Raw genomic sequence first — 13,080 nt, 5'->3', positions numbered from 1 at the left:
ATCAGAAATGTTCTGGGCGAATGAGGGCGTAAGTCAGGTAGACCAGCAGGAACAGGGTCACCGCGCCGCCGAGAAAATAATCGAGAAGCATGGTCCGATCCTTCCGTTCAGATTCTGTCGCAGACTTTGATGTAAGCGAGCGAAAGGACGAAGAATAAAACTTCGATCCCGAGAACAATGATGTCCATAGGTGTATTCCTTGTTTTCATTCCACCTGCAGGCCGTAAAGAATTAAGCCAAAAACGTACAAAAGACGCGTCACCTTGCAGGCGACGGCGCTCAAAGCTTCTGCTCGACGTGAGATATGGACCCGATCGCCATAAAGGTTCGAGAGGGGCCGGATGGGAAAGATATAGGAATTTTATAGGGGTTTTGACGCGGTGGGTGATGCCTGCCCTCGCACCTGCGGCACGGCCTTGAGATCGAGGCGAGGGCGATTGCCTATGGCCAGCGGCGGACAATCGCAAATATGCTAGGCCGCTGAACAAAGTCCGCAGCCGGGAGGACAAGAATGCTCGATATCGCACCATCACAACAGGCGGCAACCTGGCTCGGCGCTTTCGGTCGGGCGCTCGAGGCCGGCGATATCGAGGCGGCAACCGGCCTTTTCGCGGAGGATTGCTACTGGCGTGATCTTTTGACCTTCACCTGGAACATCAAGACCATGGAGGGGCAGGGCGCCATCCGCGAAACGCTGCGGGCGACGCTATCGACCGCGCAGCCGTCGCAATGGCGGCTGTCCGGGGAGCCAAGCGTCGACGACGGCATCATCGAAGCCTGGTTCAGCTTCGAGACAGCGGTGGCGCGGGGTGAGGGCATCCTGCGGCTCAGGGACGGCCGCTGCCGCACGCTGTTCACGGCAATGAGCGAGCTCAAGGGTTTCGAAGAGCGGAAGGGTCCGGCGCGGCCGCTCGGCATCCGCCACAAGGCAGACCCCAAGCGCGAGACCTGGGCGGAAGCCAGGGCGCGCGAGGCGCGGGATCTCGGCGTGCATGAGCAGCCCTACTGCCTGGTCATCGGCGGCGGGCAGGGCGGCATCATGCTGGGCGCCCGGCTGCGGCAGCTGGGCGTTCCGACCCTCGTCATCGAGAAGAACGCGCGCCCCGGCGATTCCTGGCGCAACCGCTATCGCTCGCTCGTGCTGCACGACCCGGTCTGGTACGACCATCTGCCCTATGTTCCGTTTCCGGAAAACTGGCCGGTCTTCACGCCCAAGGACAAGATGGGCGACTGGCTGGAAATGTACACCCGCGTCATGGAGCTGAACTATTGGGTGGCCACCAAATGCATCAGCGCCGCCTATGACGAGGTTCAAAAGGTCTGGACCGTGGTGGTCGATCGGGTCGGCCAACGCATCACGCTGAAGCCGAAGCACATCGTCTTCGCCACCGGAGCCTACGGCCCTCCGCGGCAGATCGAATTGCCGGGCGCCGACAGCTTCAAGGGCGAGCTGCTGCATTCCAGCCAGTATTCCACCGGCGAGAAGTTCCGCGGCAAACGCGTCGCCGTGATAGGTGCCGCAAGCTCAGGCCATGATGTCAGCGTCGATCTCTGGGAAGCGGGCGCCAAGGTCACCATGGTGCAGCGTTCGCCGACGACGGTGGTGAAGTCCGACACGCTGATGGAAGTCGGCTTCGAGATCTTTTCCGAGAAGGCGCTGGCGCGCGGCATCACCACCGACAAGGCCGACATGATCGTGGCCTCCACGCCGTTCGCGCTGGTGCCGAAGGCCCAGCGCGCGCTCTATGACGTGATCAGGGCGCGCGACGCGGATTTCTACCGGCGTCTCAGCGACAGCGGCTTCGCCATCGATTTCGGCGAGGACGAGACTGGGCTTTTGATGAAGGCTTACCGTACCGGTTCCGGCTTTTACATCGATGTCGGCGCCTGCGAGCTGATCCTGAACGGCGAGGTCAAGGTGAAAAGCGGCGTCGGCATCACGTCGCTGACGCCGAACGGGATCCTGTTCGAGGACGGCAGTGAATTGAAGGTCGACGCCATCGTGTGCTGCACCGGCTTCCAGTCGATGAACGAGACGGTGGCGGGCATCGTCTCTCGCGAGGTCGCCGACAAGGTCGGCCCGTGCTGGGGCCTCGGCTCCGGCGTGAAGGGGGATCCCGGACCGTGGCAGGGCGAGTTGCGCAATATGTGGAAGCCGACGGCGCAGGAAGCGCTGTGGTTCCACGGTGGCAATCTGGCGCTGTCGAGGTTCTATTCGAAATATGTGGCGCTGCAGCTCAAGGCGCGCATGGAAGGGATTGCGACGCCCGTTTACGGCGAGCCGAGTAATGCACGGCGGTGAAGCTGCGATCTCCCCCCTCGAGGGAGAGATGGCCGGCAGGCCAGAGGGGGTCGTCTCACGTTGAGCGCCGGCGTCCTCTCTTGTTGCGAGCCGCGTTGGCGCTTCACGCGCGGCGACCCCCTCTGTCGCCGTCGGCGACATCTCCCGCTCAAGGGGGGAGATCACCTGCGTCCAAAATGCCTCGCCGCCACATCCACATGCGTGTGGTGCGCATGCGGCTCAAAACGCTCGGTTTCGTTGCAGTCGGCCGCGTCGTTCGGCCACCATTTGCCGGCGATGGCGATGCCGTTGGAGACCAGCCGCTGATCCGCCACCAAGGATGCTCCGACGGCGTCGACGAAGCTGAAGCGGCCCGGCTGCAGCCTCAGCACCGCGACATCGCCGATGCCGCCGACTTTCAGCGCGCCCAGCTCGGGCCGGGCGATCGCCTGCGCGGGGTTCACCGTCGCGGCGCGCAGCACCTCGACCAGCGACATGCCGAGCGCCATGAGCTTCGACATGCAGACCAGGATGTCGAAGGCGGGGCCGTCGACGCAGTAGAGGTGGACGTCGCTCGAGATGACGTCGGGGGCCAGGCCCTCGGCGAGCATCGCCTTCGCCACCTCGAAATCGAAGGAACCCATGCCGTGGCCGATGTCGAAGATGACACCGCGCTCGCGCGCCAGCCGCATGTCCGGCCGCACCGCGCCGGAGGCGAAGACCGGGGCGTTGGGAAACGGACGGAAGCAGTGGGTGAGGATGTCGCCGCGCCGCAGCCTGGGCAGCACTTCCGAGCGGCCGGGCGGCGGCTCGTCGATATGCGCCATCAGCGGCAGGCCGGCCTTGTCGGCGGCTTCGAGCGCGAGATCGACCGGCGCAATCCCGCTGGTGCCGCCGGCATGCTTGCCGGAGCGCACCTTGACGCCGACCACGACGTCGGCGTGCTCGCGGACCGCCGCGACCGTTTCGCGCGGCTCGCAGAGCCTGAGATCGTTGCACTCGCCGACCGATACCGTGTTCGAGAAGCCGAAAATGCCGGCAAAGGAGATGTTGACGTAAGCGAGGATGCGGACCTCCGAGCGCTCGATGACATGGCGGCGGAAGCCGAGGAAATTGCCGGCGCCGGCGCTGCCGGCGTCGATGAAGGTGGTGGTGCCGCTCTTGGCGGCGAGCCGGTCGGCATCGACGCCGAGCGAGGTGCCGCCCCAGTAGACATGGCTGTGCAGGTCGATAAGGCCGGGCGTGACGATGCAGTCCCTGGCGTCGACGACTTCAGCTGCCGCTTCGGCATCGATCGCCGCGTCGATCGCTGCGACGCGGCCTTCGGCGATGGCAACATCACGCTGCGCGTCCAGGCCCGACGCGGGATCGATGACGCGCCCGCCCTTGATCAGGAGATCGAACTGCATCGGTGCCTCCCTGCTGTTTGTTTCACGCAATTCCGGATGGAGAACCGCCAAGCACTTTTCCTGGAATTGCTAGCGATCCGACCGGCGATCAGACCGGCCGGTAGGCGACGGCCTCGACCTCGATCTTGATGTCGATCATCAGGCGCGACTCGACCGTGGTGCGCGCCGGCGGGTCGTTCGGGAAATGCTTCGCATAGACGGTGTTGAAGGTGCCGAAATCGCGTGCGTCCTCCAGCCAGACGGTGGTCTTGACTACGTCGTCCATAGTGCAGCCGGCGAGCGCCAGCGCCGCCTTGACGTTCTGCAGCACCTGCTCGGTCTGCTCGGCAATGCCGCCCTTCACCACCAGCCCGTCGCCGCCCACCGGCACCTGACCGGAGACATAGACGAAATCGCCGGCGCGTACGGCGGGCGAGAGTGGGACATGCGATTTTCCAAAGCATTGCTTGGGCAAGTAAGCCTCCTCTTGGCGATCGAACGCAACCGTTCGCGTAGCCGTCTACGCTTGTCGGCATAATCCTCATAGAGGCAATGTCGGAAAGCAACATTTATTCGAAATCCATGTTGCTTTATTACAAAAGCCTGAGCATCTTGCGCTCCACGCCGCATAGCTCGGCTGCGCGATATGAGGGGAGATCCAGCATGACCTTCGACAAGAATCCGTTTCCGGAAGGCGATGCCGATCGCCACGCGCTGTGGGAAATGCTGGTCCGGCGCGACATCGATGCCTTCCTCGGACAGGCTTGGCCGATGGTCGAGGACGATTTCATCGCCGAGAGTTTTTTCGGCATGCATGCGCATTTCCTGCCCAATGCCGATGCCTGGCGGCTGCAGTTTCCGAGGCTCGACGTCTATCGCGACGAATGGCTGCGACAGGCCAAGGAGACAGCGGCGACGAAATTCGCCGAGCCGCTGCGCGAGGCGATTTTCCGCGTCACCAACATGCGCGACATCGACGTCGATGGCGATCGTGCGGTGCTGCACAAGAAGTTCGACGGCTCGATCGCCAAGGCCGACGGCAGTGTCGACCGGCTCAAATGGCAGACGCTCTACTTTTGCCGCAAGGTCGGCGGGCGTTGGAAGATCGCGGGTTTTGTCGGTTACATGCCGCATCCGCTCGGCTGATATCGCTCAGCGCGTCTTCCAAGCCGCAATGTCAGGCGAGAAGCGGCAGTCGCTCATCCGGCGAGCGGTGGTCGAAGACGACGCCCATGGTCTTACCAATTGCCGCCATGACGATCAGTTCGACGAGGTGATCGTCGCTGTCGCCGCAGGCTGGATCGGAACGGCGGATGGCATCGAGCATGGCGCGCGTCGAAACGGTGTCGCCGGCGCGGAATTTCGAAAGAGCAGACACAACAAGGTCTTGCACCGTCAACGCGGCAACTGGCACTTCGGCAGCGACGTCCATCGGCCTCCTCCTGCCATGAACCCTGTCCCGCCACGATGATACGCCAACGGCCGGCCGGCGCCAGTGAAATGGTGGTCCGACCAGAGTGATTGCCGACAGCCTGCCGCCAAAGGGCGAGTAGCTGTGGAACACCTGGCAAATGGCCGTGGCGTGCTCGACGCCTTGCGCTCGGGTTGATAACCCGAACCGGCGCAGGGAGACGATCCGAGTCGAGACATGACCGTTGCAATCGAGATGGGGCAGACGAGCGCAGGCGCGCCGGCGGCCCTCGACCTTGAGGAACTGCTGGCGACCCGCCTGCTGGTGCAGGGCAATTCGGGCTCCGGCAAGTCGCATCTGCTGCGCCGGTTGCTCGAACAGAGCGCGCCGTGGGTGCAGCAGACGATCATCGACCCCGAAGGCGACTTCGTGTCGCTGGGTGAACGCTTTGGCCATCTGGTGATCGACGCCGAGGAGCATACCGAGCGCGGCCTGCAGGCGGCGGGCGAGCGGGCGCGCATCCATCGCGTCTCGACGGTGCTCAATCTCGAAGGGCTCGACGCCGAGAACCAGATGCGGCGCGCCGCGGCCTTCCTCGGCGGGCTGTTCGAGGTCGCGCGCGACCACTGGTATCCGATGCTGGTGGTGGTCGACGAAGCGCAGCTCTTCGCACCCGCCGCCGCGGGGGAAGTGTCGGACGAAGCGCGAAAACTTTCGCTCGGCGCGATGACCAATCTGATGTGCCGTGGCCGCAAGCGCGGGCTTGCCGGCATCATCGCCACGCAGCGATTGGCAAAGCTCGCCAAGAACGTCGCGGCGGAGGCCTCCAATTTCCTGATGGGCCGAACCTTCCTCGACATCGACATGGCACGCGCGGCCGATCTGCTCGGCATGGAACGGCGGCAGGCGGAAGCATTTCGCGACCTCGAGCGCGGGCATTTCATGGCGCTCGGACCGGCGCTGTCGCGCCGTCCGCTCGGTGTGCGCATCGGCCAGACGGAAACCAGCCCGCGCAACGGCACGCCGCGGCTGATGCCGCTGCCGGAAGCAGCACTCGAGGATGCCCGCGCGGTCATCCTGGCGGCGCCGCCGCCGGACACGATCAGGCCGCAACGCCGGCCTTCGCCGGATCTGCTCGATCAGCTGATGGCGGCCAAGGCCGCGCCGCTGGACATCCGCCCCGAGCCGGCGGAGCCGCAGCCCAGCGCCGAGGACCTGGCCGAGCGGCGCGAGCGCATGGACCGCATCCTGCGCGCCATCCTGGCCGAGCCCGATGCGGGCTTCCGCGTCATCGGCGTGCTCTATCAGGAGTTCGTGGTCCGCTGCCGCATCGAAGGGCTTGCCTCGGTGGTCCCGGACCTTTCGGAATTCCGCCGCATGCTGACGCGGGCCCGCGCCGGCGTCGGCTCCGACATGGCCGAGGACGATGCGTGGCGGGACGTCTCGGTCCGCGCCTCGCTGCTGCCGGAGGACATGCAGGGCGTGTTCATGATGATCGCCCGGGCGGCCAAGGAAGGCTGGCCCTGCCCGAGCGACGCGGCGATCGCGCGCGCCTATGGCTCGCATTCGCTGCGCCGTGCGCGGCGGCTGCTCGACTATATCGAGGAGCAGGGGCTCATCGTCTGTCAGGTCGACGGCACGGGGCGGCGCACCGTGACGCTGGTCGAGCTCGCCTGGGCGACGGCGCCCGGCGATCCCAATGCTGCGGAGCAAGACAGCTCGGCGGCGTGACCTGCAGGAGCGCCGAGGTGGGCGATTGAGCTTCAGATCGCGCTTGAGTGGCGGGCACTGCTCGAAGCCAGATAAGCGTCGAAATGCGCGGCGATCGTCCTTGCCAGGAGATGCCCGTCCTCGCCGATGACGAAGCGGTCGCCGACCCGGCTCAAATGCGGCGAAGCCTGGGTCAGCAGCGCCGCCTCCCGCAGGACCGCATCGGCTGTCGCGCCGAACCTCGTGCGCATCTCCGTCGCCGAGAAGGAAAAGTCGCACATCAGGCGCTCGATCACCCAGCCGCGCGCATGGTCCTGTTCTGTAAGGGCACGGCCGCGCATCGTGGCGAGGCCGGATGCTTCGACCATCCTGCGATAGCCGCCGGTCGAGGGGGTGTTCTGCGCATAGCCCTGGCGGAAGCGGCTGATGGAAGACGGGCCGAGACCGATCAGTGTCTTGCACAGGTCGTCGGTGTAACCCTGGAAGTTGCGCCTGAGGCGGCCGTCCCTTGCAGCCACCGCGAGACTATCGCGAGGCAGGGCGAAGTGATCGATGCCGATCGGCAGATAGCCGGCAGCGCGGATCAACCCCGCTGCCGCCGTCGCCTGTCCGAGCCGGGCCGCGAGATCGGGCAACGCCTGGTCGTCGATCATCGTCTGGTGCTTCTTGAACCACGGCACATGCGCATAGCCGAACAGCGCCAGGCGGTCGGGGCGAAGCGACAGGGCTTGCTCGATGGTCGCGCTCAGCGTCTCTACCGTCTGGAATGGCAAGCCATAGAGCAGATCGAGATTGACCGAGCCGACGCCGCGCGCCCGCAGCCCTTCCAGCACCCGGGCCGTGGTCTCAAAACTCTGCTCGCGGTTGATCGCCTTCTGGACGCGCGGATCGAAGTCCTGGATGCCGAGGCTGGCGCGGGTGAGCCCGATCGCCGCCAGCGCGTCGAGCCGCGCCTCGTCCATGTCGTTGGGATCGATCTCGACACTGAGGCCGACATCCGGCGCAAGCGTGAAGTTCACCTCCAGCCGTTGACGCAAGGTCCGCAGGTCGTCGGGCCGAAGCATCGTCGGCGAACCGCCGCCGAGATGGACCGACACGATCCTCGCCCGCTTGCCGATATGGCGGGCGACCAGCTCCATCTCCCGGTATAGCGCGACGAGATACTCCGCCACAGGCTCATAGCGCCGCGTCTGCCTGGTGTTGCAGGCGCAGAACCAGCACAGCCGGTCGCAGAAGGGGACATGGACGTAGAGCGAGACCGCTTCGTCTTCACCGACCGTGTCGAGCCAGCCGGTGACCGTCGCGGCATCGATGCCGGCATGGAAATGCGGCGCGGTGGGGTAGCTGGTGTAGCGCGGTACGTTGGCTTCGATCAGCCTGTGACTGGGAACGTTCATGGCTTGAGCTCGATGGTGCGGACATCGCGAAGCGACGACGCGCGGTGGGTCGAGATGACGATGATGCGATCGCTGAGATGAGCCATCAGGCGGTCGAGGACGCGAACGCCCTGCGCGTCGTCGAGATGCTCCGTCGGTTCGTCGAGCAGGACTAGTGGCATGGGTGACAGCCAGGCGCGCGCGAGATTGATGCGCTGTACCTCGCCAAGCGAGAACCGGTCCTGCCTGATCCAGGCATCCAGCCCGCCGGCCTCATGGATACGACCGTCCATCTCGACGGCTTCCAGCGCCCGCCAGAGGGCGGCGTCCGGAACATCGCCGGCGAACAGGTTGGCGCGGACGGTGTCTTCGAGGATGACCGCGTCGTGCAGAACGAGCGCCGCCAGCGCCCGCCGCTCGCCGGCCGACAGGATGCGGTCGCCGGCGGCAAAGGCGTCGTCTCCGATCCAGCCTGCGATCTGCTTGAGCAGGCTGGTCTTGCCCGAGCCGCTTGCCCCGACGAGCACTGTCGGCTGACCTGGCGCGAGGAACAGGGAGATGGGCATTCCGATCGCCCGGCTGTCGGGCGCGCAGCGCTGCAGGGCGCCGTGACGCAAAAGGCACGGCGAGGCCCCGTCCGACGGCGAACCGCGCCTGCCGGCCGGGGCTGCCTGCATCCATCGTCCGACCTCAGCGCGAGCCGCGTTGCGGCGAAGCACGGCAACCAGAATGCGCGATGCCCCATTCATGGTTTCGCCCAGCGCCAGCCAGGAGAAGGCGAGCAGCATGGGCGCGAGAAGCTCAGTGCCCTGCCGGCCGGCATGCCAGGCGGCCGCCATTACGCAGACGCCGGCAACCGGGCCGAAGGCCGCGCCGATCATGTCCAGCATGGCCTGCATCTGGCGAAGCCCAAGCAGCGCGCTATCGGCGCGGGAAAGCGCGGCAAGGGCTTCGGAGCATTCGCGGTTCCAGGCGCCCTCCGCCTTCAACGGAACGGCTGACGCCATGGCCGCACCGAGCCGGCTTGCGCCCCCGCGACGCAGCGACCTGGTCTCATCCCATGCCATGGCGCCAGCCTTGGCCACCCGGTTCCCCGCGAACAGGATGGCAAGCAGCAGAAGGGTGATCGGCAGCAGGGACAAAGGCGCAAGAATCGCAGAGCCCGCAATCAGGATCGCGAGGCCGCAGCCGAGCGTCAGCGCCGGCAGGCCGGCGCGCAGCCTGGCGTAGTCGAGGTCCTCGACGTCATCGAGATAGTCGGCGAGGCGAGCGTCGTCGCCGAGTTGCCATCCCGCCTGGCGCACCGCCGGCGCCGCCGCCGTGGCGGCGAAGAGTTCCGAGCGACGCGCTATCTGATCGGCGAGCGCCGCCTTGTGGCCGGCAAGGCGTTCGCCATAGCGGGCGGTGGTGCGGCCCACGGCGAAGAACCGGATCAGCGCCGCCGGGATGTGGAAATTGAAGGTGAAGGCAGCTGCGGACAGGCCGGCGATCGCCACCGATCCCAGCAGCCAGGCGGAAACGCCGCCCAGCAATATGGCGCAAAAAAGCGCGGCGAAGGCGAAGCCCGCCGCCAGCCGCCACGACTTTCGGCTCGATGATTGAACTGCTGTGCTCATGCCGCAACCTCGACGGCATCGCTGTCGGTAAGGTCGACGGTCAGGTCGGCGGCGGCAGCCAGATCGCGGTCATGTGTTGCCACAACGACTAGCCGCGCGCGCGAAATCTCAAGCAGCACGCTCCGGACGGCTTCGGTGGTCTCGCGGTCGAGCTTCGCCGTCGGCTCGTCGGCCAGCACGGTTCGGCCGGAAAGTTGCGCGCGGGCAACCGCGATGCGGAGCCGCTGGCCGCCCGAAAGATTGGCGCCGCCTTTGTCCAGCCTGGCATCGAGGCCGCCCGGCAGCAGCGTGTCGTCGAGCAGCCCGATCGCGTGGGCGGCATCTTCCAGCCGGTTCCGGACCACCGCACCGGCATTCCACGAAATGGCCTCGGCCAGGGTTCCCTCGGGTACGTAAGCGTCCGTCGAAACCCAGGCGATGTCTTCAGCGGCTAACGAACGGATCCCTGGCGCCGGCGCCGTGCCAGGTTCGAGACCGGCGAGACGTCGCAGCAAGGTCGATTTGCCTGATCCGCTGGGCCCGACGATGGCGACGAGGCCTTTCGCGGGCAGTATCAGGCGCAGGCGGTCGAGCGCCGGCAGGGCCTTGGCTTGGACCGGCTCGGCGCCGAGCAGGCGGTCCAGCGCCGCGGCCGCGGCCAGCCCTTCAGCCTTGGCGTGGTACTGCTCCGAAAAGCGGCGGAACGGCGCGAAATATTCCGGCGCGATCATCAGGATGAACAGGCTCTGCCAGAGTGCCAGGTTGGAGAAACCGGGGATCATCGCGAGCTTGAGGTGGCCGAGGCCAAGGAAGACGGCAAGGATGGCAATCGAGAGCGAGGCGAAGAAGTCGATGATGCCAGCATTGGCGAAGGCGATGCGCAGCACACCCATCGTGTTGTCCGCATAGGCTTCAAGGCGCCGGGCGAGCTTGGCCTCTTCGCCGCTCGCGGCATGGTTGGCGAGGATCGTCGGCAAGGTGCGGATGCGATCGGCGAACTGGCCGGCCAGCCGGCCGAAGGCGCGTTCCTGCGCATCGGCACGGCGGCGGATGGCGTCGCCGATCAGCGCGAAGAACAGGATCATCACCGGCGTCAGGCAGATGACCAGCAGCGCTGCCTGCCAGGAGACGAGGAAAAGCGCTGCCGCCGCCAGCAGCGGCCCGGCCGCCATCATGGCGCTTGCCGCGCGGTGGCCGACGACAAGGCCGGCGATCGCTTCGGGATGACGCTGCATCGACAGGATGACGCCGCCGACGGAGAGCGACTGCAGCCGGCGCGCCGGCATCTCGTCCAGCCGCTTGGCCGCCAGCTCACGCAGTCCGATCGACACGGCAGTCTCTGCGGAGGCTTGCGCCCTGTCAGCGGCAAACCCGGCGACGCAGGCAGCCAAGAGAAAAACCATCGTGACCGGGACAAGCCAGGAGGCGACAGGCTCGCCCATGACGAGTCGGCCCACCGCCATGGCTGCCGTCGCGGCAAAACCGAGCCGCAACGCCGTGCGGGCGACTTGCAGGCAGAGCAGGCGGAGCAACCCGCGTTTTGCCAGACGCTGGGCGGTGGCGAGCGCGTGGAAAGCGTCCGGCGCCGAGGCGGCTGGGTCGTGAGATGAGGCGGAAGCGGCTGGCGATCTCATGCGCAGGTTTTCGCACGCGCAAGGACGAAAGGAATTGATCCAGATCAAGTCGCCTGCGTTCGTCCGGCGCTATGAGGCTGTATCCAGAAAGGATGCTCCCATGTCCGACTTTCTTCTCGTCGATCTGTCGCGGCTGCAATTCGCGCTGACGGCCCTCTATCATTTCCTGTTTGTGCCTTTGACCCTCGGCCTCTCCATCCTGATCGCCATGATGGAGACCGTCTATGTCATGACCCGCCGCACCATCTGGCGCGACATGACGAAGTTCTGGGGCGTGCTGTTCGGCATCAACTTCGCCCTCGGCGTCGCCACCGGCATCACCATGGAGTTCCAGTTCGGCATGAACTGGGCCTATTACTCGCACTATGTCGGCGACGTGTTCGGAGCGCCCTTGGCCATCGAAGGGCTGATGGCCTTCTTCCTGGAAGCCACTTTCGTCGGACTGTTCTTCTTCGGTTGGGATCGGCTCTCGGCGCGCGCGCATATGATAGTGACCTGGCTGATGGCGCTCGGCACCAATTTTTCCGCGCTCTGGATCCTGATCGCCAATGGCTGGATGCAGAACCCCGTCGGCTCGGCCTTCAACCCGGACACGATGCGCATGGAGGTCACCGATTTCATGGCGGTGATCTTCAACCCGGTGGCGCAGGCGAAGTTCGTCCACACCGTTTCGGCCGGCTATGTCTGCGCCGCCACTTTCGTGCTCGGCGTATCGGCCTGGTATCTGCTCAGGCGACGCCATGTCGAGCTTGCCAAGCGCTCCTTCGTGATCGCTTCGGCCTTCGGCGTGGCATCGGCGCTGTCCGTCATCGTGCTCGGCGACGAGAGCGGCTATGCGCTGACCGACAACCAGAAAATGAAGCTCGCGGCCATCGAAGCCATGTGGGAGACTGAGCCGGCGCCGGCCTCGTTCACGGCCTTCGGCATCCCGAGCCAAAGCGATCGCCAAACGCATTTCGCCATCCGCATTCCATGGGTGATGGGCATCATCGGCACGCGCTCTTTCGAAAAGCAGATCGCCGGCATCGACGAACTCGTCGCCCATGCCGAAGCCCGCATCCGCAACGGCGTCGTCGCCTATGACGCGCTGGAGAAGATCAAGGCGAACCGCAACGACACCGCTGCCCGCGCGGTCTTCGACGCCAGCTCGAAGGATCTCGGCTACGCGCTGCTGCTCAAGCGCTACCTGCCCGATCCGCGGCAGGCGAGCGAGCAGCAGATCAAGGACGCCGCCTGGTCGACAGTGCCTTACGTGCCGCTGCTCTTCTTCGGCTTCCGCCTGATGGTGGCCTGCGGTTTCACGCTGCTGGCGCTGTTTGCCGTATCGCTGTGGCATACGACGCGGGAGACGGAGGCGCCGCGCTGGCTGTTTCGCGCCGCGCTCGTCGCCATGCCGCTGCCCTGGATCGCCATCGAGGTCGGCTGGTTCGTGGCCGAGTTCGGACGCCAGCCGTGGATCATCGACGGCGTGCTGCCGACCTTCCTTGCGACGTCGGAGCTTGGCGTCAGCGATCTTCTGCTCACCATTGCCGGCTTCACGCTCGTCTACGGCGTGCTCGCGATCATCGAGGTCAGCCTGATGCTGGCCGCCATCCGCAAGGGACCGGAGGTGGCGAAGGTCATCGATGACCTGCGCCCGAGCGCCGACCCCGCAATGCAACCGGCAGAGTGAAAGGATCACGACG

The 13,080-nt window shown here is 65.8% G+C and carries 11 protein-coding genes; 4 read left to right on the top strand and 7 right to left on the bottom strand.

Annotated elements, in window-relative coordinates:
- Position 1: 1 nt before the first annotated feature.
- Entirely contained in the window at positions 2-91 is a 90-nt protein-coding gene (locus EN869_RS32875; protein WP_127230707.1) for a K(+)-transporting ATPase subunit F, read from the bottom strand.
- A gap of 420 nt (positions 92-511) precedes the next feature.
- Here EN869_RS32875 and EN869_RS32865 point away from each other — a divergent pair, with 420 nt between their 5' ends.
- Entirely contained in the window at positions 512-2,302 is a 1,791-nt protein-coding gene (locus tag EN869_RS32865; protein WP_127230705.1) for an NAD(P)/FAD-dependent oxidoreductase, read from the top strand.
- Between the two features lie 161 nt (positions 2,303-2,463).
- Here the strand turns inward: EN869_RS32865 and EN869_RS32860 are convergent, their stop codons facing one another.
- Positions 2,464-3,690 (bottom strand): amidohydrolase/deacetylase family metallohydrolase, encoded by a 1,227-nt coding sequence (locus tag EN869_RS32860; protein ID WP_127230704.1) that lies wholly within the window; start codon positions 3,688-3,690, stop codon positions 2,464-2,466.
- Between the two features lie 88 nt (positions 3,691-3,778).
- Complete coding sequence (locus EN869_RS32855) at positions 3,779-4,144, bottom strand: RidA family protein (protein WP_127230703.1); 366 nt, start codon at positions 4,142-4,144, stop codon at positions 3,779-3,781.
- Positions 4,145-4,332: 188 nt separating this feature from the next.
- On the opposite strand from EN869_RS32855, the gene EN869_RS32850 reads away from it, so the two are divergent.
- Positions 4,333-4,815 carry a hypothetical protein gene (locus EN869_RS32850; RefSeq protein ID WP_127230702.1) on the top strand — a complete coding sequence of 161 codons (483 nt, stop codon included), beginning with the start codon at positions 4,333-4,335 and terminating at the stop codon, positions 4,813-4,815.
- Between the two features lie 31 nt (positions 4,816-4,846).
- Here EN869_RS32850 and EN869_RS32845 read toward each other — a convergent pair whose 3' ends face one another.
- Positions 4,847-5,101, bottom strand: a complete 255-nt coding sequence (locus EN869_RS32845; protein ID WP_127230701.1) for a hypothetical protein — start codon at positions 5,099-5,101, stop codon at positions 4,847-4,849.
- 216 nt (positions 5,102-5,317) lie between these two features.
- Here EN869_RS32845 and EN869_RS32840 point away from each other — a divergent pair, with 216 nt between their 5' ends.
- Positions 5,318-6,811 (top strand): ATP-binding protein, encoded by a 1,494-nt coding sequence (locus EN869_RS32840; RefSeq protein ID WP_127230700.1) that lies wholly within the window; start codon positions 5,318-5,320, stop codon positions 6,809-6,811.
- A 32-nt stretch (positions 6,812-6,843) separates the two neighbouring features.
- Here EN869_RS32840 and hemN read toward each other — a convergent pair whose 3' ends face one another.
- Genes hemN through EN869_RS32825 form a run of 3 tightly spaced genes read right to left on the bottom strand, consistent with a single transcriptional unit; the run spans position 6,844 to position 11,395 of the window.
- Complete coding sequence (gene hemN, locus EN869_RS32835) at positions 6,844-8,187, bottom strand: oxygen-independent coproporphyrinogen III oxidase (RefSeq protein WP_127230699.1); 1,344 nt, start codon at positions 8,185-8,187, stop codon at positions 6,844-6,846.
- Complete coding sequence (locus EN869_RS32830) at positions 8,184-9,782, bottom strand: ATP-binding cassette domain-containing protein (RefSeq protein WP_127230698.1); 1,599 nt, start codon at positions 9,780-9,782, stop codon at positions 8,184-8,186. The genes hemN and EN869_RS32830 overlap by 4 nt, the downstream gene beginning before the upstream one ends.
- Positions 9,779-11,395: an ATP-binding cassette domain-containing protein gene (locus tag EN869_RS32825; RefSeq protein WP_127230697.1), complete on the bottom strand. Its 1,617-nt coding sequence runs from the start codon at positions 11,393-11,395 to the stop codon at positions 9,779-9,781. Before EN869_RS32825 ends, EN869_RS32830 begins: the two co-directional genes overlap by 4 nt.
- Before the next feature lie 100 nt (positions 11,396-11,495).
- Between EN869_RS32825 and EN869_RS32820 the strand changes: the two genes are divergently transcribed.
- Complete coding sequence (locus EN869_RS32820; protein WP_127230696.1) at positions 11,496-13,067, top strand: cytochrome ubiquinol oxidase subunit I; 1,572 nt, start codon at positions 11,496-11,498, stop codon at positions 13,065-13,067.
- Positions 13,068-13,080: the final 13 nt, after the last annotated feature.

Source organism: Mesorhizobium sp. M2D.F.Ca.ET.226.01.1.1 (assembly GCF_004022705.2).
GTDB lineage: Bacteria > Pseudomonadota > Alphaproteobacteria > Rhizobiales > Rhizobiaceae > Mesorhizobium.
The sequence above is the reverse complement of the archived record's forward strand: the minus strand, read 5'-3'. Positions and strand labels throughout refer to the sequence as shown.